Origin of the sequence: Amaricoccus sp., assembly GCF_047602525.1 — a bacterium.
Classification (GTDB): domain Bacteria; phylum Pseudomonadota; class Alphaproteobacteria; order Rhodobacterales; family Rhodobacteraceae; genus Amaricoccus.
Window position 1 is genome coordinate 2238582 of sequence record NZ_JASGHB010000001.1, and the last position, 21195, is coordinate 2259776.

Consider the following 21195-nt stretch of genomic DNA (forward strand, 5'->3'; position numbering starts at 1 on the left):
CGTCACCGCTCGGGCACCTCGGCATCGGGATCGTGCAGGCCGAGCACGTCGATCATGCTGTACTGGCCCGGTGCCCGGTCCTGGCCCCAGAGGGCGGCCCGCACCGCGCCGCGGGCAAAGAGCATCCGGTCGGTGGCGATGTGACCGATCACCACGCGTTCGCCCGGGCCGGCGAAGACCACCTCGTGCTCGCCCACCACGTCGCCGCCGCGCAGGCTGGCGAAGCCGATCGCGCCGTCGGCCCGCGGGCCGGTGATGCCGTCACGGCCGGATTCGGTCACGTCGGCAAGGTTGACGCCGCGCCCCGCCGCCGCCGCCTCGCCGAGCATCAGCGCCGTCCCCGATGGCGCGTCCACCTTGCGGCGGTGGTGCATCTCGACGATCTCGATGTCGTAGTCGGGCCCGAGCACCGCCGCGACCCGCCGCGTCATGACCGCCAGCAGGTTCACGCCCACGCTCATGTTGCCCGAGCGCACGATCACCGCGTGCCGCCCGGCCGCCGCCAGCTTCTCCAGATCGCTGCGCTCCAGCCCGGTGGTGCCGATGACGTGGACCAGCCGCGCCTGCGCCGCCAGCACGGAATGCGCCACGGTCGCGGCCGGGGTGGTGAAGTCGAGCGCCGCCTGGCTGCGGGCGAAGATCTCGAGCGGGTCGTCCGCGACGACGACGCCGAGCGGCGGGCCGCCCATCGCGACGCCGAGGTCCTGGCCGACCCACGGGTGGCCCGGCCGGACGGTCGCGCCGGACAGGTGCGCCCCCGGCGCCTCGATCACCGCGCGCGCGAGCATCTGGCCCATGCGCCCGGCAACGCCCAGGACCGCGATCCCGATGCCGCCCGCGTCCGTCCCTGTCATGCCGCGCCTCCCCTTGGCTCCACGCGGCCTTGACTCCACGCGGCGCCGATAGGATGTGACCGGAATGGCAAAGACAAGACCCATCGCCTCCGGCGGCGCGCCGAGCCAGCGCCAGCTTCGCGTCGGCGAGGTGATCCGGCGTGCCCTGTCGGAGATCCTCCAGCGCGGCGAGCTGCACGATCCGGATCTCGCACACGTCTCCGTCACCGTGTCGGAGGTGAAGGTCGCACCCGACCTGCGCCACGCGACCGCGTTCGTCCTGCCGCTCGGCGGGGTCAACACGGCAGAGGTGGTGCGCGCGCTCGGCCGCAACCGCATCGAGCTGCGCCGGCTCGTCACCGACCGCATCGACCTGCGCTTCTCGCCGGAGCTGGCCTTCCAGGCCGACACTCGCTTCGACCAGATGGACCGCACCCGCGAGGTGCTGCGCTCGCCGGACGTGCGCCGCGACCTCGAGGATTGATCCCATGGCCAGGAAGCGCCGCGGTCGGCCGGTCCATGGCTGGCTGATCCTCGACAAGCCGGCGGGCGTCACCTCGGCGCATGCGGTCGCCCGCGCCAAGCGCACGCTCGATGCCGAGAAGGCCGGTCATGCCGGCACCCTCGACCCGGCCGCGACCGGGCTGCTCGCGCTCGCCTTCGGCGAGGCGACCAAGACGGTGCCGTTCATCGCGGACGCCTCCAAGGCCTACCGCTTCACCGTGCGCTGGGGGGCGGCCACCACGACCGACGACGCCGAAGGCGAGGCGATCGCCACCTCGCCGCTGCGCCCCGAGCGCGCGGCGATCGAGGCCGCACTTCCCGCGTTCACCGGCGACATCCTGCAGATCCCGCCGCAGGTCTCGGCGGTAAAGGTCGACGGCGAGCGCGCCTATGCGCTTGCCCGCGCCGGTGAGACGCTGGACCTGGCCGCCCGCCCGCTGCGCGTCGCCCGCCTCGACCTCGTCGCGATGGACGCCGACACGGCGACCTTCGAGATGGATTGCGGCAAGGGCGGCTACGTGCGCAGCATCGCCCGCGACCTCGGGGCGCGCCTCGGCTGCTTCGGACACGTCGCGGCGCTCCGCCGCCTCGCCACCGGCCCCTTCGACCTCGACGGCGCCGCGAACTGGGACGATCTCGCGGAGCCGGGCCTTGGCCAGCGTCTCCTGCCGCTCGAGGCCGCGCTCGCCGGCGTGCCCGAGCTCGCCTGTCCGGCGCCACTGGCGACGCGGATCCTGAACGGCAACCCGATGCCGCTGGTCGGCGCCGGGCTCGCAGACGGCGCGACCGCGTGGGCGAGCCGCGACGGCGTTCCGCTCGCGGTCGGCACGTGGCGCGGCGGCGCGCTGCATCCGTCGCGGGTCTTCGTGCTGGACGACAGCCGGTGAGACCGGCGCGCTGGGCACTCGGCGGCTGGCGCTGGCTGCTCGACCGGGTGGAACTGCGCACCCTCGTCGCGCTCGGCGCGGCGACCGGCTGCCTCTGGATCTTCATCGCCATCGCCGACGAAGTGACCGAGGGGGGCACGCACGCGTTCGACGAGGCGCTGCTGCTCGCGCTCCGCAACCCCGCCGATCCGGCGGATCCGCTCGGCCCCCCCTGGCTCGAGGAGCTGACCCGCGACGTGACCGCGCTCGGCAGCTTCGGCATCCTTGCCGCGATCACGCTGGCGGTCGCGGGCTTTCTCTGGCTGCAGGGCGACCGGCGCTCCATGTGGGTGGTGCTCGCCTCGGTCGGCAGCGGACAGGCGCTGTCCTCGCTCGCCAAGCACGGCTTCGACCGGCCGCGCCCCGACCTCGTGCCGCATGGCATGGTGACCTACACCACGAGCTTTCCCTCCGGCCACTCGATGATGGCCGCCGTCACCTACCTGACCCTCGCCGCCCTCGTCGCCCGGGTGCAGCCGACCCGGGCGCTCCGGGCCTACGTGCTCGGCCTCGCCATCGCGCTGGTGCTCGCGATCGGGGTGAGCCGGGTCTATCTCGGGGTGCACTGGCCGACCGACGTTCTCGCCGGCTGGACCGCGGGCGCCGGATGGGCACTCGCCTGCTGGCTCGCGGCGACATGGGCAGAGCGGCATGCCGCGACGGCCAGGTCGGCTCCACCGCACCGCCCGGCCCCGTGAGCCGGCCGCGTCCGCGGGGATCAGTCCAGCGGCCGCGCCTCGTTCACCAGCATGACCGGCACACCGTTGCGGATCGGAAAGGCGAGCGCGGCGTTGCGCGACACCAGTTCCTGCCGACCGGCATCGTAGACCAGCGCGCCGCGGGTCACGGGGCAGACCAGCGCCTCGAGCATCCGCCTGTCCGCCGCGGTCAGCGGCACCGATGCCTCCTCGCTCACTGCAGGACTCCGTCATCGCCGCCGGAGCGCAGCGCGAATTCCATCAGCGTCACCAGGGTCTCGCGCCGGGTGGCGAGCGTCGGGGCCTCGAGCAGCGCCTGCCGCTCCTCGGGATCGAACGGACAGAGGATCGACAGCGAATTGACCAGAAGCTCGGCATCCGCCTCCTTCAGGCTCTCCCAGTCGGAGGAGAGCTGCGCCGCCTCGAAGAACCGCGACAACACGTCGAGAAACCCCCCACGGTCGAACCCGGGATCGACCTCCGCCCGCCCGAGGTCGCGCTCGAAGTCTGCCCAGTCGGCCCGCGCCCGCAGATACGGCGCAAACCCCTCCTCGACCGGGCCGAGGCGAAAGCGCGCCACCCCGGACAGGGTGACGAGATAGCGGCCGTCATCGGTCTCCTGGAACGCCGTGACCCGCCCGGCACAACCGATCCGGTGCAGCCGCGCGGTCTCCACCCGCTCCCGCTCCGGCCCCGGCCCGCGACCCTCGGGCAGGAGCATCGGCTGGATCATCCCGATCAGCCGGTGCGGGGTCTTCAGCGTGTCCTCGAGCATCGCGAGATAGCGCGGCTCGAAGATATTGAGCGGCAACCGGGCCCGCGGCAGCAGCAGCGCGCCGGGCAACGGAAACACCGGGAGCGTCTCGGGAAGGTCGGCAAGACTGTACTTGCGCACCGCTGGCCTCCCGCGCCGTCAGGCGAAGATCATCGAGCTCAGCCGACGCCGCCCCTTCTGTACCGCCTCGCTCTTCGGCCCGAGGCTGTCGAAGAGCTTGAACAGCTGCGCCTTCGCCGCGCCCTCGTTCCACTCCCGGTCCCGGCGGAACAGCTCGAGCAGATCGTCGATCGCGCCAACGGAATCCCCCGCCCCGATGCGCGCCAAAGCGAGGTCATAGCGTGCCTGAAGGTCCGACGGATCCGCCGCCAGCCGGGCCTCCAGCTCCGCCGTCTCGCCGGTCGCCCCGGCCGTCGCCTCGGCAAGCTCGATCTGCGCCCGCGCCGCGGCGATCGCCGGATCGCTCTCCTTGCCCTTCGGCGTCAGTTCGAGCACGCCCTTTGCCTGCTCGATCTCGCCCAGCGCGAGATGCGACCGCGCCAGCCCGCCGATCGCCGCGAGGTTCGTCTCGTCCTCCTGCAGCACCGCGGCGAAGGTCTGCGCCGCATCGGTCGCCGCCCCTTCGGCCAGCATCTCCTCGGCGGCGGCGATCGCCTCCTCGAGGCCGGCGTTGCCGCCCGACATCTCGATCAGCCGGTCGACGAACGCCTTGATCTGCGCCGGCGACTGCGCCCCCATGAACCCGTCGACCGGCTGGCCGCCGACGAAGGCGAACACCGCCGGGATCGACTGCACCCGCATCTGGGCCGCGAGCCGCTGGTTCTGGTCGACATCGACCTTGACCAGCCGCACCTTGCCCTTGGCCTCGGTGACCGCCTTCTCCAGCGCCGGCGTCAGCGTCTTGCACGGCCCGCACCACGGCGCCCAGAAGTCGACGATAACCGGCACCTCGACGGAAGCCTCGACGACGTCGGCCATGAAGGTCGCCTCGGTCGCGTCCCTGATCGGGCTCGCGGCGGGCATCGGGGCTTTCAGGTCCATGCGATCAGATCTCCTGCTCGGGCCGGCGGGCGCGGCCGAGGATTTGGCCCGTTAGGTGGTGTAGCGCCGCCTGCCCGTCAAGCGCTATCACCGCCGGTCGGCATGGCCGCTCAGCATGCGGCCATCAGCTCGGCGTGCCGCGCGAGGAAGGCCGCCTTCACCGCCATGGGCGGCCTCGGCGCAAGCCGCAGGCTGCCCACCTCGTCGAGGCGCGGCGTTCCGAAGAAACGGTTCGCCTCCGGGGCGGAGAATCCGGCGATCTGCGTCGCCTCGAGCCAGGCCGACACCTTGTCCGCCCGCTTGATCTGCACCTTCACCGCCTTCGGCAGATCGGCCGGCAGCCCGAAGCGGATGTGCACCGCCCGGGCCAGCCGCGCGTCGAGCAGCGCATACCCCGGCCCGACCGCGGCCTTCACCGGCGAGATCATGTCGCCGATCACGTATTCCGGCGCATCGTGCAGCAGCGCCGCCAGCCGCCACTTCGGCTCCGGCTTCGGCACGATCCGCGCATAGAGATCCTCGACCAGCAGCGAGTGCTCGGCCACCGAATAGGGATGCTCGCCATGCGTCTGGCCGTTCCAGCGCGCCACGAACGCGAGGCCGTGGGCGATGTCCTCGATCTCCACGTCGAAGGGCGACGGATCGAGCAGGTCGAGCCGCCGCCCCGAGAGCATCCTCTGCCACGCCCGCGCCGTCACGCCGCTCCCTCCGCCCGCCATGGGTCTTCGTACGGCCGCGTGCCGCGCCGGCGGACCGATGCGCCGCCGGTCACACGAGCACCGTCATGTCGTCCGGGAATCGGTCGAGATAATCCGCGAGCTTGCCCTGCGAGAGCAGGTGCTTCACCAGCATCCGCCGGACGAATCCACGGTTCGCCAGCGGCCGCACTCCGTCCGGCCCGACCGGCGCCTCGGGAAAGTGCTCGGCGAAGAACGCGCGATAGGCCCGCCGGAAGCGCAGCGGCAGCTCGCCGCCGTCGTGGCTCCACGGCTTTCGCGGCCCGATGAAATGCACCACGTGCGCGTCGTCGAGCGCCTCGAACAGCCGCGAGGCCCAAGTGTATTGCCAGTTCCAGACCGGCGACAGCTCGGCGAAGGCGCCGCGTACCACCGCGTTCACCAGATCCTGATCGAGGCCGATCCGCGCCGGATCATGGGCGGCGCCGAAGGCGAGCATCCGCCCGAGCACCTCCCGCTCGCGCCAGGCGGCCACGTCGATCAGCAGCATGCCGCTGTTGAACACCGACGCCCACGGCAGGCCCAGCCGGGCGAACGACGGCGTCCGCCGCCGCGGCGTGCGCCACTGCATGTTGTCGCGGACCGCGCCCAGAGGATGCGGCCCGAGGTCCACCTCCAGCAGCGCGCCGAAATCCCCGCCCTGGATGAAGACGTCGGCGTCGAGGTAGAGCAGCCGGCGATACGCGCCCGCGAACGCATCCGGCAGCGCATAGCGCAGGTAGGACGCGGCGCTCCGCCTCGGGTCGAGGCCGAGGCCATCGAACATCCCCGCGGTCCCGACCCGGCAGCGCCGGAGCCCGAGCGGGGCGAGGCCCGCGACCGCCGGCGGCATCTCCGGCCCGCAGAGGCAGATGTCGAACGTCCGGCCGGGCGACAGGGCCGCAAGCTGCGCCGCCGCGAAGGCGGCATGGCGCAGGTAGGCCCCATCGGCCGCGAAGACCACCGCCCGGTCGAAGCCCGCCGGCCGGTCGGCATCGAGCGTCACCACGCCCTCCGTCGCCGCCATCCGGCGCCCTCCCGATGTTCCGACAGCGGTCTTGCCGCACCTGCGGTTGTGGAGCAACCGGGATCTTGCTAAGCCGCGCCCCAACAGACCCCATTCGGAGACCTCCGGGACATGAGCGAAGATCAGGCCGTACTGAGCCGGGACTATGTCGTCAGGGACATCAACCTCGCGGACTTCGGCCGCAAGGAACTCGACATCGCCGAGACCGAGATGCCGGGGCTCATGGCGATCCGCGCCGAATACGGCCCCGCGCAGCCGCTGAAGGGCGCGCGCATCGCCGGCTCGCTGCACATGACGATCCAGACCGCCGTGCTGATCGAGACGCTGACCGCGCTCGGCGCCGAGGTCCGCTGGGCGTCGTGCAACATCTACTCGACCCAGGACCATGCCGCCGCGGCGATCGCGAAGTCGGGCGTGCCGGTGTTCGCGATCAAGGGCGAGACGCTCGAGGACTACTGGACCTACACCGACCGCATCTTCGACTTCGAGGGCGGCGCGAACATGATCCTCGACGACGGCGGCGACGCCACGATGTACATCCTGACCGGCGCCCGGGTCGAGGAGGGCGAGACCAGCCTGATCGAGAACCCGGACTCCGAGGAAGCGGAATACTTCTTCGCGCAGATCAAGAAGCGGATGAAGGCGTCGCCCGGCTGGTTCGTGAAGCAGCGCCACGCGATCAAGGGTGTCTCCGAGGAGACGACGACCGGCGTGCATCGGCTCTATCACCTGATGGAGAAGGGCCGCCTGCCGTTCCCGGCGATCAACGTGAACGACAGCGTCACGAAGTCGAAGTTCGACAACAAGTACGGCTGCAAGGAAAGCCTCGTCGACGGCATCCGTCGCGGCACCGACGTGATGATGGCGGGCAAGACCGCCGTCGTGCTCGGCTACGGCGACGTGGGCAAGGGCTCCGCCGCCTCGCTGCGCGGCGCCGGCGCGCGCGTCATGGTGACGGAAGTCGACCCGATCTGCGCGCTTCAGGCGGCGATGGACGGCTTCGAGGTCGTCACCATGGACGACGCGGCCTCGCGGGCGGACATCTTCATCACCGCGACCGGCAACAAGGACGTCATCACCATCGACCACATGCGGGCGATGAAGGACATGGCGATCGTCGGCAACATCGGCCACTTCGACAACGAGATCCAGGTCGCGCAGCTGAAGAACCTGACGTGGACCAACATCAAGGACCAGGTCGACATGATCTCCTTCCCCGACGGGAAGCGGATGATCCTGCTCAGCCAGGGCCGGCTGCTCAACCTCGGCAACGCCACCGGGCATCCGTCGTTCGTGATGTCGGCGTCGTTCTCGAACCAGACGCTGGCGCAGATCGAGCTGTGGACCCGCGGTTCGCAGTACGAGAACAAGGTCTACACCCTGCCCAAGCATCTCGACGAGAAGGTGGCGCGGCTGCATCTGGCGAAGATCGGCGTGAAGCTGACCGAGCTGTCGGCCGAGCAGGCGGCCTATATAGGCGTGGCGCCGACGGGGCCGTTCAAGGCCGAGCACTACCGCTACTGACGCCGCTAACCGTCTCGTTACCTTGAAGTCTAGGGGCTTCCCGTTTGACGGGAGGCCCCTTTTCCTGCAATGTCGGTCTTGTCGATGGCCGCGGCAGAAACGCCCTCCTGAACCATCGTACTCCACGAAAATCGCACCGGTTGCACCCGATGGGTCACAGAGGCCCTGGAGGGGTCGTGCGGGTCAGCGTGGGTCTGGCATGACGCGGATGTTCTCGGGTCCCACGGCGATGGTGGGTCCGCCCCCGGACCCGTCCCGCGTCGCCGGATCCCGCGGATGGGGGTCCGTTGTACCCGCACGCTGCGGATCGGGGGGGCCTTTGAGGGGAGGCCCCCCCGATCTCGCCTTTTCATGCCCGCCGTGACGTCGCCCGGTGCCCCCTCTCCGAACGGTCAGCCGGCACGCAGCGCGGGACGCGGCCTTTGCCGCGACAGGGAGCGCGCGGGGCGCGCGCATGGTTTTTTGCCTGTTTTCCGGCTGTTGCCGGAAAACCGACTGCTCTCCAGGTTTCAAGGCCGTATGAAGACCATCGGCGTCGCGCGAGCTGCCGGCCGGGGAGCGACGGCGGCGCGCGGTCGCCGGGACTTCAGCGGGTCGCGAGCCGGGGGGCGGGGCCGATCGGGATCGGGCCGAGGCGGGTCTGGCCGTCGGCGAAGGCGAGCGGGATCTCGATCGACTCGCGATTGCCTGCCATCTGCGCGAGGAGGCCGAGGCCGACCCGCAGCGTCCCGGCCATGTTCGCGCCGATCATGCCCCCCTGCTCCGCCACGTCGATCATGTCGCGCCAGTTCGTCGCCGCGATGTCGAGCCGGCCGGCGGCAAAGCCCTGCGCGTCGACATCGAGGGTGCCGTGGGCGCGCAGGTCGAGCCGGCCCCACGCGAGGTGAAGGTCGCGCACGGACACCTGCTTCAGCGCCGGCAGGCCGGCCTCGACGGCCGCGCGGTCCCACGGGCGGTCGAAGATCAGCATCGAATTCGAGCGACAGCGTGCCGATCTCGGCCGGCAGAACCTTGCCGGCGCGCAGCGCGCGCATCAGTTCCGGCGGCAGCGCGAGGCCGGAGACGTCGAGCGAGAGGTCATGGGCAAAGGGCGGCGCGGCGTCGCCGGTCGACTGCCGCGTCGCGAGGATCGCCTTGCCGACCTGCGCCGACCAGCCGGCATCGCCGGTGATCTGCATGTCGCCGATCTCGAACGTCATGTGGTCGAGTTCGAGACGCGGCGTCGGGCGGAACAGCACCGAGCCCCGGAACGTGTCGCCGTGCAGCCGGAGGGTGTCGTAGGGCGTCGAGAAGACCTGATTGCCGGGAAGTGCGGCGATGATGTGGTGCGGCTTGTAGGCGAGCGACAGGATCTGCAGCTCGTCCGCCTTCCACGCCCAGCCGGCACTGGGGTCGGCGAGGTTGAGTCCGGTCACGAAGGAATCGACCCGGCTCGGATAGCCCGTGACCTGCACGTCGCCGGCCTCGGCGACCCAGCCGGCCGCGCGCCGCTCTGCCAGCCAGCCCTCGAGCGCCCGCTCTCGAAGCGACACCTGCCAGAACCAGAAGCCGCTCCACGCCAGTGCCGCGACCACGACGACGGCGGTGATTGCCAAGACTGCACGCATGTCCTACCCCCTTGCCCCGCCAGTTAACCGAGCCGAACCAGGGACGCGAGGGGGAAACGGCGAGGTTGACACCAAGGGCGGCGGACGCGAGGGCAGCGATGGCGACGGGTGATCTCTGGGTCTTCGGCTATGGCTCGCTGATCTGGCGCCCCGGCTTCGACTTCGAGGAGCGGCAGGTGGCGCGCCTCGCGGGATGGCGCCGCGGGTTCTGCATGACCTCGATCCACTACCGCGGCACGCCGGAGGCGCCGGGGCTGGTTCTCGCGCTCGACGAGGCGCCGGAGGCGGCGTGCGAGGGCCTCGCCTTCCGGGTGGCGGCCACGCAGGCCGGGGCGGTGCTCGCCTACCTGCGCGAGCGTGAACTGGTGTCCTCGGCCTACGACGAGCGGCGGCTGCCCGTGCGGCTCGCGGATGGTCGCGAGGTCGAGGCGGTCGCCTATGTCGTGGACCGCGCCCATGCGCAGTACGTCGGCGGCCTCACGCTGGAGCAGCAGGCCGAGGTGATCGGCCGCGCCGAGGGGTCAAGCGGGCCGAACCTCGACTATCTCCTCTACACGGTCGAGGGCCTGACGGCGCTCGGCGTGCACGACGAGGAGCTGGTGCGCCTCGCCTCGATGGTGCGGCAGGCGCGCGCCAGCTGACCGGAGGGCGGATCGGAGGCCGGCGGCTCCGGGCGATCACCGTTTCGTGCGTCGATTCGCCGTAACCGATCGCGGCCGGACGCCGTATCAGGGGATGTGGCCGCACCGAGAGGCGGCACGCCTGATCGAGAGGGAAACCATGACCCGCCTTCACATCGCCTTCACCCTGGCCGCCTGCCTCGTGCCCGGCCTCGCGCTCGCCGACATGTCCTGCGCCGAGTTCAACGGCATGGACATGGACTCGCAGATGCAGATCGTCGGCTCCATGGCCGAGGCCGGCGAGGGCGGCATGAGCGCCTCCGGCACGATGACGGTCGATCAGGGCGACGATGCCGAGGTGATGGCGAACGACGATCTGGTGATGGCGGTGCAGGCCGCCTGCAAGCAGAGCCCCGAGCGCACGCTGGGCGCCGCGGTCAGCGACGCCAGCGACAACGAGTAGCACGGTCGATGGAGCGCGCGCCCGCGCCCGGCGGGGGAGAGGTCGTCCGCCGGCATCGCCTGTCGACCCGGCTCTGGCACTGGGTGAACGCCGGCGCGCTCGTCGTCCTGCTGATGAGCGGGCTGATGATCTTCAACGCCCACCCCCGGCTCTACTGGGGCGCCTATGGCGCAAATGCGGATCCGGCGTGGCTCGAGATCGGCGCGGCGGCGGGGCGCGGGTATCTGCGCATCGGCGGGACCGAGGTGGACACCACCGGCGTCCTCGGCGTCAGCGCCCGGGACGGGCGGCTCTGGGCGGTGGCGTTTCCCGGCTGGGCGACGATCCCCTCCGGCTACGACCTGGCGCTCGCGCGGCGCTGGCACCTGAGCTTTGCCTGGGTGCTGGCGGCCGGCCTCGCGGCCTATGCGGCGGCGAGCCTCGTCAATGGCCACCTGTGGCGCGACCTGGCGCCGCGCCGCGCCGAACTCGCGCCCCGGCATCTCTGGGCAGAGGTGAAGGCACACGCGCGCCTGGACTTTCCGGCGGGAGAGGCGGCGCGCCACTACAACACGCTGCAGAAGCTTGCCTATCTCGCGGTGCTCGTCGGGCTCTTGCCGGCGATGGTCCTGTCGGGGCTCGCCATGTCGCCGGCGATGGACGCGGCCGCGCCCTGGCTGCTCGACCTGTTCGGCGGACGACAGGGCGCGCGCTCGGTGCATTTCATCGTCGCGTGGCTGCTGGTCGGCTTCGTCGTGGTGCATCTTGCCATGGTGCTGCTCGCCGGGCCATTCAACGAGGTGCGCTCGATGGTAACGGGCCGCTACCGCCTGCCGGAGGCGCGGCGATGAGCGGGGTGAGCCGGCGGGCATTGCTGCGCGGGGCGGGGCTGGCGGCGCCGGGCCTGCTGCTCGGCGGCTGCGACGCGCTGGGGGCGAGCCCGAGCTTTCGCGACATCGTGCTCGGCACCGGCGAGTGGCTCTCCTACCGGGTGCATCGCCTGATCGGGTCGGAGGCGCTGGCGCGGGAGTTCGCCCCCGCCGAGATGTCGCCGAGCTTTCGCACCAACGGCAACACCGAACCGCGCTCGGCGGCGTGGCGCGCCCACGCCGACACGGGCTTCGCCGACTGGCGCCTCGACGTCGGCGGGCTGGTCGACGCGCCGCTGTCGCTGTCGCTGGCCGAGCTGAAGGCGATGCCGGCGCGGACGCAGATCACCCGCCACGACTGCGTCGAGGGGTGGAGCGCGATCGGCCAGTGGACCGGCGTGCCGCTCGGCGCGGTGCTGGCGCAGGCGCGGTTGCAGCCGGCGGCGCGGTATGTCGTGCTGCATTGCGCCGACGATTTCGACGGCACGGCGTACTACGAGAGCATCGACCTGGTGGATGCCTTCCACCCGCAGACGATCCTTGCCTATGGGATGAACGGCGGCGACCTGCCGGTCGGACATGGTGCGCCGCTGCGGCTGCGGGTGGAGCGTCAGCTCGGGTACAAGCAGGCGAAGTTCATCATGCGGATCGAGGCGGTGGCGCTGCTCGGCGCCGTCGGGCGTGGCAAGGGCGGGTTCTGGGAGGACACGGTCGGATACGACTGGTACGCTGGGATCTGAGCGACTGTTTGACCGCCTCGATGGGAACGCTCGTCCGGATCCGGTGTTTCGGAGAGGGCGTGCCGGCGGTGGCCGCGCGGCCAGCCGCCGGGGCGGGCGGCGCAGGGGGAACGAGCGATGCAGCGAGCGGACGTGACGGCCAGGGTCTGGGCGGCGGCGCTGGCGCTGCGCGAGGGGTCGGCGCCCGGGCCGGCGCCGGACTGGACGGCGGAGGAGCAGGCGGCATGGGCGCTCTATGCGCCGATCGCGGCCCGACCCGAGGGCACCGGACTTTTCGCGCAGGTGGGGCAGTCTCTCGACGGGCGGATCGCCACTCCGTCGGGCGACGCGACCGAGGTGTCGGGGGCCGGGGGATTGCGCCACCTGCACCGCTGCCGCGCGCTGGCGGATGCGGTGGTGGTCGGCGTCAGGACCGCGCTGCAGGATGACCCGCGCCTGACCGTGCGGCTGGTGCCGGGGCCGAGCCCGGCGCGGGTGGTGATCGACCCGCGCGGCCGTCTGCCCGACGGCGCCAAGGCGCTTCTGGATGCCAGCGTCCGGCGGGTGGTGATCCAGGCGTGCGAGCGGCGGCGGGCGCCCGGCGTCGAGGTGGTGCGGCTGCCGGCGCCTGATGGCTGGATCGCGCCCCATGACATCGCGGTGGCGTTGGGCGACCTCGGCTTCGGGCGGGTGCTGGTCGAGGGCGGCTGCGTGACGATCCAGCGATTCCTCGATGCCGGTCTCTTGAGCCGGCTGCACGTCGCGGTGGCGCCGCTCATCATCGGCGACGGGCCGTCGGGCCTGCGGATGGCCCCGGTGGCGCGCCTGCGCGACGCGCTGCGGCCCGAGACGCATGTCTACGGGCTCGACACCGACGTGGTTTTCGACTGCGCGCTGGCGGCCGGGGGCGTGGCGAAGAGATCGACTTGGCCGACCGAGGCGAACACGGTCGCCGCGCGCGCCTGACGCCAGGCTCGGGTCTCGACCCCAGTTTCGGCGGCAGCGGCGGCGATGCCGTCGGTGAGCGCGTCGAGCAGCGCGCCCGGATGGAGGCGCCAGGGGCTTGCGGCGACGCTGACGCGGAAGCCCAGCCGTGTCAGGGCAGCCGCGAGGCAGGGTGCCGCGTCCGGCCCGAGGGCCGGCCCGCCGAGCCCCTTCTCGCCGCGCTGATGCCGGTTGAAGCCTGCGGCGACGGCAGCGTCGTCGGGGTGTGCGGGGGTCCATTCGAGTGACCCGTCGTAGGTGAGTGCCGCGTAGACCGCGAGGTTTGCCTGGGCGAGCCGCCTGGCGAGCGTGTCGAGCCACTGCGCCGACGCGAGATCGAGCAGCGCCGAGGCGGTGACGAGCCGCACGCCCGCAAGCGGCAGGGCGTCGAGGCGGGACAGATCCATGACGACGGTTTCCGCGGCCGGCGTCCGCTGCGCGGCGTGGGCGAGCAGGTCGGGATCCGCGTCGAGCAGGCGCCAGCGAACGCCGGGCGTGGCGAACGCACGCGCGGTGGCCCCGGTGCCCGCGCCGAGGTCGAGCGCAAGGGCGCCGGGCGTGGCCGTCAGGTACGTACGCGCGCGGGCGAGGAGGTCGGGGGCGCGCGCCGCGGCGTCGGCCGGCGCGCGCAGGTCGAGCCAGCCGGCGTCGAAGCTCACGGCGTGCACCCGCCGGCGGCAACGCCGTCGAGGCAGGCCGCGACGGCCCGGGCGGTGTCGTCCCACGTCGGCAGCCGCCGGCCTGCATCGAACGCGGCATCCGCCGCCGCCCGCCGGCGGGCGGGATCGTCGAGCAGCAGGGCCAGCGCCGCCGCAAACGCGGCGGCGTCGCCCGGCTCCGCGAGGCCGCCGGCGGCGGCGGGCACCAGCTCGGCAATGGCCCCGGCGCGACAGGCAACGACCGGCACGCCCTGCGCCAGCGCCTCGGCGAAGGCCATCCCGTAGCCCTCGTACTCGCTGGCAAGGGCGAAGATCTCCGCCTCCGCCAGCTCTGCCCGGGTATCGACGACCGAGCCGCAGAGCACGATCCGCCCGGCAAGCCCGGCGGCATTGATCCGCTGCCGCAGCGCCGCGGCACAGGCCGGATCGAGCGCGGCCGACCCGGCGATGCGCGCGGTCCACGGACGGTCGGCGAGCCGCGCGAGGGCGTCGATGAGGACATCGTGGCGCTTGCGCGGGATCAGCGAGCCGACGGAGAGCACCCGGGGCGGCTGCCCGGTGCCGGCGGCGCGCGGCGCCCGGTCGGTGCCCGGGCACGCCACCGTCAGCCGCACCGGCGCGACGCCGAAGGCGTCCGTGAGCCGGCGCGCCGTCGCAGGGCTGGTGCAGACGACCGCGCGCGCCGCGTCGAGGGCCGCGCGCTCCGTGGCGAGGAGCGTCGCCCGAGCCGCCGGGTCGAGGCCGGCCTCGTCGCCAAGCGGATGGTGGACCAGCGCCACGAAGCGCAGGCGGGCCGCCTCGGCGCCGGCCTCTGCCGCCATCGCGCCATAGGCGAGCCCGTCGGCCAGCACCACGGCGCCGTCGGGCAGCGCCGCGAGCAGCGCCCGGGTGGCCGCGCGCGCCGAGGGATCGGGAAACGGCCAGTCGCCCGGCGGGTGCAGGACACGCACCGTCCAGCCCGCCTGGCGCAGCCCCGCGATCAGCCGCCGGTCATAGCCGTAGCCGCCGGTCGGTGCATCGAGGTCGCCCGGAACCAGAAAGCAGGCGGCGCCTGGCCTCACAAATCCGCCTCGTACCAGCCGCGCGCCGCGTGGCTCTCGTGCAGCGTGATGCGCAGCCGCCGCAGGCCGCCGGCATTGCCGAGCGCGCCGGCGCGGGCGGGACCGGCCAGCGCGTCGAAGACGTGGCGGGCAAGCACCTCGGTCGTCGTCGCGCGGCCGGCAAACTCCGGCAGGTCGTCGAGGTTGCGATAGCGCAGCGGCTCCAGCGCGCGGCCGAGCGCGTCGGTGGCGCGGCCGATGTCGACGACGATGCCGTTCGCGTCGAGTTCCCCGGCGAAGAACGCCGCGTCGACGACGAAGGTGGCGCCGTGCAGGCGCTGCGCCGGCCCGAAGACCTCGCCCGGCAGGCTGTGGGCGATCATCACGTGGTCGCGGACCTCGACGGCATACATGGGCACCGGCCTTTCCTGTGGTTCAGTCGTAACGCACGAGATGGCAGAGGGTGTCGGGATCGGCGAGAATCTCGCCGTAGCGCCGTGGCAGGTCGGCAAAGGCGGTCTCGCCGCTCAGCAGCGTGTCGGCGGCAGGATCGGCGAGCAGCGCGAGCGCGGCTTCGAGCCGGCGGCGGTGGGTCCAGCGCGGCCGGCGCAGCGGCGGCAGCTCGCCCACCTGGCTCGCGATCAGCCGGAGGCGGCGGCTGTGGAACGCCGCGCCGAGGCCGAGCGTGACCGGGCGGTCGCCGTACCAGCTCGCCTCGACCACCGTCGCCTCGGTCCCCGCGAGCCGGAGCGCCGTCCCGAGCCCCTCGGCGCTGGCGCTGGCGTGGATCACCGCATCGCACGCGCCCGGCGCCTCGCCCGGCACGGCGAAGCCGCAGCCGAGCGCCGCGGCGAGCGCGGCCCGGGCCGGGTTCACGTCGACGAACGTCACCTCGGTGCCGGGGATGCGGCCGGCGATCCAGCCGGCCAGCGCGCCCACGACGCCGGCACCAACCACCGCCACCCGATCACCCGGCCCGATCGCCGCATCCCAGACCACGTTCAGCGCCGTCTCGGCATTGGCCGCCAGCGCCGCGCGGCGCGGCGGCACGCCGGGCGGCACCGGCACGGCCATCGCCGCCGGCGCGGCGAAACGATCCTGATGGGGGTGCAGGACGAACACCATGCGCCCGATGAGCGCCGGCGGCCCGACCGTCACCTCGCCGACCGCGGCGTATCCGTATTTCACCGGGAACGGAAAGTCGCCGTCCTGCAGCGGCGCGCGCATCCGTGCCCATTCGGACGCCGGCACCCCGCCGCGGAACACCAGCGCCTCGGTGCCACGGCTGATGGCGGAAACCTGCGTGGCGATCGCCACATCGCCCGGTCCCGGCGCAACCGCCGCAGGGCGCAGCGCCCCCTGACCTGCCGCCTCGATCCAGAACGCCCGCGCGTCAGTCGCCAACGGCGGCCTCGGCGCGGAAGCGGCTCGGCGACTGGCCGGTCCAGCGCCGGAACGCGTTCGAGAACGCGCTCTGGTCGGCGTATCCCAGCAGATAGGCAATCTGCGACAGCAGGATCGTCGGATCCTCGAGATAGCCGAGCGCCATGTCGCGGCGGATCTCGTCCAGCACCTGACCGAAGCTCGTCCCCTCCGACACGAGCCGCCGGGCGAGCGTCCGCTCGCTGATCCCGAGCGCCTCGGCAACCTGCCGCGCGGTCGGGGCGCCCCTCGACAGCGCATCGAGCAGCAGGCGCTCGACACGGGTGCGGGTGGCATCGCGCGCCGGGCTGCGCTTCGCGAGGCAGGACGCGGCCACCCGTTCGAGAAGATCGAGCAGGTAGGGGTCGGAGGTGTGCGGCGCCAGCTCCAGCTGCTCGTGGACAAACGCAAGGCCGCTTGCCTCGGCGCCATAGGTGACGGGGCAGCCGAACCGCCGTGCCGCATCGCGGGCGTTGACGCGCGCGACCGAGAAACGCGCTTCGCGCGGCCGCAGCGCAGGGCCGACGAACGTCAGGCAGGCCCTGAAAATGAGCGCGACCTTGAACTCCGTCGCCTGGCGGCTCAGGCGGATCGGCGGCGAGCGGGTCTCGATGCGAAAGAACGCCTCGTCCGGCGTCTCGGCGAGTGCGTAGTCTGCCGAGGTGTCGCTGATCGCGCCGTAGCGGCAGGCGTTGCGCAGGCTTTCGCGCGCGGTGCTGCAGGCGAGGCTGACGTAGGCGGCGAGGCCAGAGGCGCGCACGTCATAGCCGAGCCCGAGATCGAGGCCATAGAACTCCTCGCCGGCCACGCGGGCCGCCTCCTCGATGAACTGAACGAAGCTGCTGGCAGCGATCTGGTCCGCGTCGCCGTCAAGGAAGCCGGGGGAAAGGTTCGCCGCGGCGAGTCCGGCCCGAATGTCGGGCGCATCGGCGCCACGCACGGCGACGGCATGCGTCAGCCATGCCACGGGAACCACGTACATACCGCCCTCCCCATCCGCGAATCACCCGGGCACATCACAAAAAGCACGATGTCCGCCGTTCGCAAGTTAATGGCAAACTGCCGCAAGACTAGCGGCGGATTTCCGCCGATATATACTACCGCTGTGGGGGCCGCCTGATTCGACCGTCGCGCGGACCGCTCCGCGCCTCGACGGTAACGGGGCTCCCGCGCGTAACGATGCAACGACCGGCCCGCCCACACGGGACGGCCCTTGGTGGAGTGATCCGTGAGTGACCTGAAGACCTGCAGCCGGTGCCGGGCGCGTCCGGCCTCGACCACGCACGCCGCGTACTGCAAGTCCTGCCGTGCCGAATACCAGCGCGAGTGGCGCCGGCGCCGGCTGCAGAAATCCGACATGGCCTGCGAGACGGCGACCCCGCCGGCCCTTGAGGCGCCGCGGCTGCGCCTGCGCGGGACCCCGACCTGGGCGGAGATGGTGCGCTACCGCCTGACCTGACCCGCCCGCGCCGCCGCGGATCCCTCTCCGCGGCCCGCCTTGGGCGGATGGAGGCCGGCGGTGCCGGTCCCGGCTGGCTTCTTCGCGCACGACGAGCTTCCGGGCCGGGGTCTCGCAGAGGCCCGGCCCGCTGAGCGGGCACGTCCCACAGCCGCAACGCCACTGACCGACCTGCCCCAATCTCAAGAAGCGCCCGATGCGATAGACGCGGGGCATCTTCGGCGCGGGGCCTGTGCATCTCCTCTTGCGCCGCCCGCGCCGCTTGCATATGGCTACGCGCCAGTGGAGAGATGCCGGAGCGGTCGAACGGGGCGGTCTCGAAAACCGTTGAGCGCGCAAGCGTTCCCAGGGTTCGAATCCCTGTCTCTCCGCCATTCCCATAAGCTGCTGAAACAGAACGGGTTTCTCGACGGTGGTGCGCAGGAAAGAGGTTCACAGTGTACCTCTCCCGGTCGGTGACGAGGCCGTGCCGCCCATGTCCGACCATTATCTCGCCCAGCCCAAGGGACCGGGAACCGCCTTCCAACTCCGTATGCGCACCCCAACCGCCCTTCTCGGCACCCTCGATCCCCTCTCAGGGCGCCCTTTCGGTTCCACCATACGGCGCGGCTTAGGTTCCACTCGCGATCTCCGGGAGGCCCGCGTCCGCGCCGCCATCCTCCGAGGCCAATATCTCGCCCTGGCCTCCAACCCCCGTGGTCTCACCGATGAACGTGCGCTCGTGTGGGCGGAGCTGATCGCCAAGCAACGCGCCACCGGTGACGATGGCCCCGACGATCCCTTTCCCGATCTCGCGTCACTGGTCGAGGCGGAGGCGGAGGCCGACGAACAAGCCGCCATCCACGTCAAGCTCCCTCCCGCCGAACGTACCGCCCGCGCCGCCCAACGTGACCGCTTCCTCGGGATCGCCTCAGGTGCCCGTGGTCTACCCCTCGACAGGCTCCTTGACGACTACCTCACGGCGCGCTCTCCGGGGAACCGTAGCGGTCTCGCTCCGCTGGCCCTGACGACACGGAACGATGTCCGCTCGGCCTTCCGTCATCTCGGCCTCTTCCTTAGCGGCGAAGCCGGTCATGGCAAGGACCTAGGCTCGTGCTTCCTCGGCGACATGACCGCCGATGCTGTCCATCGCTTCCGCACACGATACCTTCGTGAGCGCATGGCCCCGAAGACCGCCTCCAAGTATGAGACCTTGCTTGTCGGAGCATGGCGCTGGGCTCGCGAAGAGCGCCTCCCCGGTGCCCCTGAAGCTGACATTTGGGCCTCCCTGAAGCTCGTTCGTCGCGCCCTCCAATCCCCCGACACAACCTCTCGCGAAGCCTTCACGGCCCCGGAAGTCGCCGCGCTACTGGACCATGAGGCTGGCCTTAGAGAGCCTCTAGCGGGGCTCTTCCGGCTGTTGCTGGTCACTGGATGCCGGGTTGACGAGGTGGCCCGGCTCACGCTGGAGGATGTCGCGGCGCCAGCGAAGGAGGGCGCCAGCCCGAGCAACTCCCTCGGCTTCACCATCCGCTCCGGCAAGACCGCCAACGCTGCCCGTTACGTGCCCGTTCCGGCTGTCGCTCAGGGCCTCTTCGGTGCGCTGATCGAGCAAGCGCGGAAGGCTCGTGCTCAGAATACGAGCCTTGATGAGGGCACCAACCATTTCTTGGTTGGGGGAGGATCACGCCTCTTCCCCTCCATCCCGATCCGCCCCGCCTCGGGCAAGGCCGCTGCTGCATCTCAAACCTTCACCCGCGAACGCAGGCGCATCCTTCTCGCAGCTCTAGGCGATGCCGGCGACGGTCGCCTCGCGCTCCACTCCACGCGGCACACATGGCGGACCTTGGCGAGGCGCGCACGGGTGCCTGAGGATGCGGTGAACGAGCTTGGAGGGTGGGCCGGGCCGAGGCGCTCGTCTTCGGTCTATGACCATGGGATGCTGCGTGAACAGCTCGCGGAGGCTCCGGAGAAGGTGGCGCTTAGGCTGGCCGAAGAAGGCTTCCTGAGCGGTTGGTGATTTGCGCAGGTCAGAACTGCGGTATTCATCGCCTCCGCCCGCCTCCCCGCGACCTAACCGAATTTGTTTCGGCTTGGTCGTGCGCGTCACCGCCCCGTCGCCTCCGCCCCGTTAGGGTGGTGCCCGACACCACCACAAGTCTGAATTGGGGTGGTCTTGTCGCTCCGGCCTCTGCCCTGTTTACGGTTCATTCTGTGAACCTGAGCCGCCGTGGTCGAGGTGGAGTTTGATGGATACCTTCCATCAAAGTCTGCCGAAAGTTTCGGTAGACTTCCCGGCGCTGGAGAGCCTGAGAGACCTACATCCGTTCGGCGGACGTTGGGCAGCTTTACCCTTGTGCTGGACACAGGGGAAATTCATCGCCCCCGCCCGCCCGCCCGCCGGCCTCGGCCCGGTGCGCCGCGTTGGTGGCCTCCTGCACCGCCGCCGGGGCCTTCTCCAGAGCCGCCTTGCGGCGATCTTGCCCGAGCGTGTAGCCGCCGTGCTTGCGGATGTTGGGGAGGATGACGTGGCTCACGTAGTGCTTGAAGGCCCGAGCGGTAGGCTTCTCGCTGCGCTGGATCAGGTCGTAGAGGCCCGGCTCGGAGATGAGTGAGACGCTCGGGCGGCCGGTTCTCGGGAACAGGGAGTTTATTGCTTCTGAAGCAATTAAGTCCGCTGCCGCCTTCTTCGCCAGCACCATCACGTCGCCACGCTGAAGATGCCGCGTGTGGAGGCCAGCCACGCCAGTTAGCCCGAGGGCGCGGCACACGTCGATAGCGACGAACCACGGTTCGGGGCCGTTCTCAAAGATACCGCTGGTGCTGTCTCCAGGCAGCATCACCACGCGGATGGAATGCCCGTCGAAGTCGAAGGAACGCACACCTTCGGAACCAGCGTCACCGCCGGGGATAAGGTCGAATGCCATGTCAGGATTTCCTTTGGCGCGGCTCATCAGCCGCAGGTGCGCCCCGCCGAGGTCGAGCCGTGAAGCGGTTGCTTCAGGAGCCACCGCTTCCGCCTCCACATACCCCCGGAAAGTCCGGGGGTAACGCGAAAAAGCGCCTGTTTCCCGCCGCTTACACGGCCTCCGACCCTACCAAACCGCCGCCAGAACCTCCCCAGCCGTCGTTCCGTCCACCTTCACCCGCCTAAACCGCCCGCTCAGAGCCCCATACGCGACCACCGGAAGAACCGCGCTGGTCCCCCCGGCCGTCACCACGGCAATGAAGGCGTCCGCCCCGGTGTTGTTCACGAGCCCAATCGTACCTGGCGGAAGGTTGTCCTCCGCGTCGCTCGGAACCACAGGCACGAAGTCTCTGGGAACGATCTCCCCGAACGCTGCCGCCATC

Annotated in this window: 25 protein-coding genes, 1 tRNA gene and 1 pseudogene; 12 read left to right on the forward strand and 15 right to left on the reverse strand. The window is 71.4% G+C overall.

Annotation, left to right across the window (positions count from 1 at the left end; genetic code table 11):
* Nucleotides 1–2: 2 nt before the first annotated feature.
* Nucleotides 3–854: a 4-hydroxy-tetrahydrodipicolinate reductase gene (gene dapB / locus QM699_RS11525; protein ID WP_415011252.1), complete on the reverse strand. Its 852-nt coding sequence runs from the start codon at nucleotides 852–854 to the stop codon at nucleotides 3–5.
* A 64-nt stretch (nucleotides 855–918) separates the two neighbouring features.
* Between dapB and rbfA the strand changes: the two genes are divergently transcribed.
* Genes rbfA through QM699_RS11540 form a run of 3 tightly spaced genes read left to right on the forward strand, consistent with a single transcriptional unit; the run spans nucleotide 919 to nucleotide 2961 of the window.
* The gene (rbfA, locus tag QM699_RS11530) at nucleotides 919–1317 is read left to right on the forward strand and encodes a 30S ribosome-binding factor RbfA (RefSeq protein WP_415011253.1); all 399 of its coding nucleotides are present in this window, start codon (nucleotides 919–921) and stop codon (nucleotides 1315–1317) included.
* Between the two features lie 4 nt (nucleotides 1318–1321).
* Nucleotides 1322–2224: a tRNA pseudouridine(55) synthase TruB gene (truB, locus tag QM699_RS11535; protein WP_415011254.1), complete on the forward strand. Its 903-nt coding sequence runs from the start codon at nucleotides 1322–1324 to the stop codon at nucleotides 2222–2224.
* Nucleotides 2221–2961, forward strand: a complete 741-nt coding sequence (locus QM699_RS11540; RefSeq protein WP_415011255.1) for a phosphatase PAP2 family protein — start codon at nucleotides 2221–2223, stop codon at nucleotides 2959–2961. Before truB ends, QM699_RS11540 begins: the two co-directional genes overlap by 4 nt.
* 20 nt (nucleotides 2962–2981) lie before the next feature.
* Here the strand turns inward: QM699_RS11540 and QM699_RS11545 are convergent, their stop codons facing one another.
* From QM699_RS11545 to QM699_RS11565, 5 genes are all read right to left on the reverse strand, one after another.
* Nucleotides 2982–3134 carry a Trm112 family protein gene (locus QM699_RS11545; RefSeq protein WP_415012751.1) on the reverse strand — a complete coding sequence of 51 codons (153 nt, stop codon included), beginning with the start codon at nucleotides 3132–3134 and terminating at the stop codon, nucleotides 2982–2984.
* Nucleotides 3135–3175: 41 nt separating this feature from the next.
* Nucleotides 3176–3856 carry an LON peptidase substrate-binding domain-containing protein gene (locus QM699_RS11550; protein WP_415011256.1) on the reverse strand — a complete coding sequence of 227 codons (681 nt, stop codon included), beginning with the start codon at nucleotides 3854–3856 and terminating at the stop codon, nucleotides 3176–3178.
* A gap of 18 nt (nucleotides 3857–3874) precedes the next feature.
* Entirely contained in the window at nucleotides 3875–4777 is a 903-nt protein-coding gene (trxA, locus tag QM699_RS11555) for a thioredoxin (RefSeq protein ID WP_415011257.1), read from the reverse strand.
* A gap of 110 nt (nucleotides 4778–4887) precedes the next feature.
* Entirely contained in the window at nucleotides 4888–5496 is a 609-nt protein-coding gene (locus QM699_RS11560; RefSeq protein ID WP_415011258.1) for an HD domain-containing protein, read from the reverse strand.
* 49 nt (nucleotides 5497–5545) lie between these two features.
* A complete protein-coding gene (locus QM699_RS11565) occupies nucleotides 5546–6520 on the reverse strand; it encodes a glycosyltransferase family 8 protein (RefSeq protein ID WP_415011259.1) in 975 nt (324 codons plus the stop codon).
* Nucleotides 6521–6631: 111 nt separating this feature from the next.
* Between QM699_RS11565 and ahcY the strand changes: the two genes are divergently transcribed.
* Nucleotides 6632–8044 carry an adenosylhomocysteinase gene (gene ahcY, locus QM699_RS11570; protein WP_415011260.1) on the forward strand — a complete coding sequence of 471 codons (1413 nt, stop codon included), beginning with the start codon at nucleotides 6632–6634 and terminating at the stop codon, nucleotides 8042–8044.
* 586 nt (nucleotides 8045–8630) lie between these two features.
* On the opposite strand, the gene QM699_RS11575 is transcribed toward ahcY, so the two are convergent.
* Complete coding sequence (locus QM699_RS11575) at nucleotides 8631–9014, reverse strand: DUF2125 domain-containing protein (protein ID WP_415011261.1); 384 nt, start codon at nucleotides 9012–9014, stop codon at nucleotides 8631–8633.
* A gap of 4 nt (nucleotides 9015–9018) precedes the next feature.
* Nucleotides 9019–9651 (reverse strand): annotated as a pseudogene (locus QM699_RS11580) (DUF2125 domain-containing protein); the annotation flags it as partial.
* 98 nt (nucleotides 9652–9749) lie between these two features.
* On the opposite strand from QM699_RS11580, the gene QM699_RS11585 reads away from it, so the two are divergent.
* The 5 genes from QM699_RS11585 (at nucleotide 9750) to QM699_RS11605 (ending at nucleotide 13267) form a co-directional block, all read left to right on the forward strand.
* Nucleotides 9750–10292 (forward strand): gamma-glutamylcyclotransferase, encoded by a 543-nt coding sequence (locus tag QM699_RS11585; protein ID WP_415011262.1) that lies wholly within the window; start codon nucleotides 9750–9752, stop codon nucleotides 10290–10292.
* Between the two features lie 139 nt (nucleotides 10293–10431).
* Nucleotides 10432–10734, forward strand: coding sequence for a hypothetical protein (locus QM699_RS11590; protein ID WP_415011263.1), 303 nt, complete (start codon nucleotides 10432–10434; stop codon nucleotides 10732–10734).
* Nucleotides 10735–10742: 8 nt separating this feature from the next.
* Nucleotides 10743–11564, forward strand: coding sequence for a cytochrome b/b6 domain-containing protein (locus QM699_RS11595; RefSeq protein WP_415011264.1), 822 nt, complete (start codon nucleotides 10743–10745; stop codon nucleotides 11562–11564).
* Nucleotides 11561–12322: a molybdopterin-dependent oxidoreductase gene (locus QM699_RS11600; RefSeq protein ID WP_415011265.1), complete on the forward strand. Its 762-nt coding sequence runs from the start codon at nucleotides 11561–11563 to the stop codon at nucleotides 12320–12322. Before QM699_RS11595 ends, QM699_RS11600 begins: the two co-directional genes overlap by 4 nt.
* A gap of 117 nt (nucleotides 12323–12439) precedes the next feature.
* Complete coding sequence (locus tag QM699_RS11605; RefSeq protein WP_415011266.1) at nucleotides 12440–13267, forward strand: RibD family protein; 828 nt, start codon at nucleotides 12440–12442, stop codon at nucleotides 13265–13267.
* On the opposite strand, the gene QM699_RS11610 is transcribed toward QM699_RS11605, so the two are convergent.
* From QM699_RS11610 to QM699_RS11630, 5 genes are read right to left on the reverse strand one after another with little or no spacing between them, the layout of a single operon-like run.
* Nucleotides 13159–13944 carry a class I SAM-dependent methyltransferase gene (locus tag QM699_RS11610; protein WP_415011267.1) on the reverse strand — a complete coding sequence of 262 codons (786 nt, stop codon included), beginning with the start codon at nucleotides 13942–13944 and terminating at the stop codon, nucleotides 13159–13161. The genes QM699_RS11605 and QM699_RS11610 overlap by 109 nt on opposite strands.
* On the reverse strand, nucleotides 13941–15005 hold the full coding sequence (locus QM699_RS11615) for a glycosyltransferase family 4 protein (protein ID WP_415011268.1): 1065 nt from the start codon (nucleotides 15003–15005) through the stop codon (nucleotides 13941–13943). The genes QM699_RS11610 and QM699_RS11615 overlap by 4 nt, the downstream gene beginning before the upstream one ends.
* The gene (locus QM699_RS11620; protein WP_415012752.1) at nucleotides 15002–15397 is read right to left on the reverse strand and encodes a 6-pyruvoyl trahydropterin synthase family protein; all 396 of its coding nucleotides are present in this window, start codon (nucleotides 15395–15397) and stop codon (nucleotides 15002–15004) included. The genes QM699_RS11615 and QM699_RS11620 overlap by 4 nt, the downstream gene beginning before the upstream one ends.
* Before the next feature lie 22 nt (nucleotides 15398–15419).
* Nucleotides 15420–16388, reverse strand: a complete 969-nt coding sequence (locus QM699_RS11625) for a dehydrogenase (RefSeq protein WP_415011269.1) — start codon at nucleotides 16386–16388, stop codon at nucleotides 15420–15422.
* Nucleotides 16378–17388, reverse strand: coding sequence for an AraC family transcriptional regulator ligand-binding domain-containing protein (locus QM699_RS11630; protein ID WP_415011270.1), 1011 nt, complete (start codon nucleotides 17386–17388; stop codon nucleotides 16378–16380). Before QM699_RS11630 ends, QM699_RS11625 begins: the two co-directional genes overlap by 11 nt.
* Before the next feature lie 246 nt (nucleotides 17389–17634).
* Here QM699_RS11630 and QM699_RS11635 point away from each other — a divergent pair, with 246 nt between their 5' ends.
* From QM699_RS11635 to QM699_RS11645, 3 genes are all read left to right on the forward strand, one after another.
* Nucleotides 17635–17865 carry a hypothetical protein gene (locus QM699_RS11635; protein ID WP_415011271.1) on the forward strand — a complete coding sequence of 77 codons (231 nt, stop codon included), beginning with the start codon at nucleotides 17635–17637 and terminating at the stop codon, nucleotides 17863–17865.
* Nucleotides 17866–18149: 284 nt separating this feature from the next.
* Nucleotides 18150–18239: transfer RNA gene (locus QM699_RS11640), tRNA-Ser, on the forward strand.
* Nucleotides 18240–18340: 101 nt separating this feature from the next.
* The gene (locus QM699_RS11645; RefSeq protein WP_415011272.1) at nucleotides 18341–19864 is read left to right on the forward strand and encodes a tyrosine-type recombinase/integrase; all 1524 of its coding nucleotides are present in this window, start codon (nucleotides 18341–18343) and stop codon (nucleotides 19862–19864) included.
* A gap of 328 nt (nucleotides 19865–20192) precedes the next feature.
* Here QM699_RS11645 and QM699_RS11650 read toward each other — a convergent pair whose 3' ends face one another.
* Both QM699_RS11650 and QM699_RS11655 read right to left on the reverse strand, forming a co-directional pair.
* Nucleotides 20193–20855 carry a Bro-N domain-containing protein gene (locus tag QM699_RS11650; RefSeq protein ID WP_415011273.1) on the reverse strand — a complete coding sequence of 221 codons (663 nt, stop codon included), beginning with the start codon at nucleotides 20853–20855 and terminating at the stop codon, nucleotides 20193–20195.
* An 84-nt stretch (nucleotides 20856–20939) separates the two neighbouring features.
* A complete protein-coding gene (locus QM699_RS11655; protein WP_415011274.1) occupies nucleotides 20940–21194 on the reverse strand; it encodes a spike base protein, RCAP_Rcc01079 family in 255 nt (84 codons plus the stop codon).
* Nucleotide 21195: the final 1 nt, after the last annotated feature.

What these genes read in the sequence shown, in the direction of transcription:
- dapB (WP_415011252.1), bottom strand. Translation starts at nt 854, where the DNA reads ATGACAGGGACGGACGCGGGCGGCATCGGGATCGCGGTCCTGGGCGTT.
- rbfA (WP_415011253.1), top strand. Translation starts at nt 919, where the DNA reads ATGGCAAAGACAAGACCCATCGCCTCCGGCGGCGCGCCGAGCCAGCGC.
- truB (WP_415011254.1), top strand. Translation starts at nt 1,322, where the DNA reads ATGGCCAGGAAGCGCCGCGGTCGGCCGGTCCATGGCTGGCTGATCCTC.
- QM699_RS11545 (WP_415012751.1), bottom strand. Translation starts at nt 3,134, where the DNA reads ATGCTCGAGGCGCTGGTCTGCCCCGTGACCCGCGGCGCGCTGGTCTAC.
- trxA (WP_415011257.1), bottom strand. Translation starts at nt 4,777, where the DNA reads ATGGACCTGAAAGCCCCGATGCCCGCCGCGAGCCCGATCAGGGACGCG.
- QM699_RS11560 (WP_415011258.1), bottom strand. Translation starts at nt 5,496, where the DNA reads ATGGCGGGCGGAGGGAGCGGCGTGACGGCGCGGGCGTGGCAGAGGATG.
- QM699_RS11565 (WP_415011259.1), bottom strand. Translation starts at nt 6,520, where the DNA reads ATGGCGGCGACGGAGGGCGTGGTGACGCTCGATGCCGACCGGCCGGCG.
- ahcY (WP_415011260.1), top strand. Translation starts at nt 6,632, where the DNA reads ATGAGCGAAGATCAGGCCGTACTGAGCCGGGACTATGTCGTCAGGGAC.
- QM699_RS11575 (WP_415011261.1), bottom strand. Translation starts at nt 9,014, where the DNA reads ATGCTGATCTTCGACCGCCCGTGGGACCGCGCGGCCGTCGAGGCCGGC.
- QM699_RS11585 (WP_415011262.1), top strand. Translation starts at nt 9,750, where the DNA reads ATGGCGACGGGTGATCTCTGGGTCTTCGGCTATGGCTCGCTGATCTGG.
- QM699_RS11590 (WP_415011263.1), top strand. Translation starts at nt 10,432, where the DNA reads ATGACCCGCCTTCACATCGCCTTCACCCTGGCCGCCTGCCTCGTGCCC.
- QM699_RS11595 (WP_415011264.1), top strand. Translation starts at nt 10,743, where the DNA reads ATGGAGCGCGCGCCCGCGCCCGGCGGGGGAGAGGTCGTCCGCCGGCAT.
- QM699_RS11600 (WP_415011265.1), top strand. Translation starts at nt 11,561, where the DNA reads ATGAGCGGGGTGAGCCGGCGGGCATTGCTGCGCGGGGCGGGGCTGGCG.
- QM699_RS11605 (WP_415011266.1), top strand. Translation starts at nt 12,440, where the DNA reads ATGCAGCGAGCGGACGTGACGGCCAGGGTCTGGGCGGCGGCGCTGGCG.
- QM699_RS11620 (WP_415012752.1), bottom strand. Translation starts at nt 15,397, where the DNA reads ATGTATGCCGTCGAGGTCCGCGACCACGTGATGATCGCCCACAGCCTG.
- QM699_RS11630 (WP_415011270.1), bottom strand. Translation starts at nt 17,388, where the DNA reads ATGTACGTGGTTCCCGTGGCATGGCTGACGCATGCCGTCGCCGTGCGT.
- QM699_RS11645 (WP_415011272.1), top strand. Translation starts at nt 18,341, where the DNA reads ATGTCCGACCATTATCTCGCCCAGCCCAAGGGACCGGGAACCGCCTTC.
- QM699_RS11655 (WP_415011274.1), bottom strand. Translation starts at nt 21,194, where the DNA reads ATGGCGGCAGCGTTCGGGGAGATCGTTCCCAGAGACTTCGTGCCTGTG.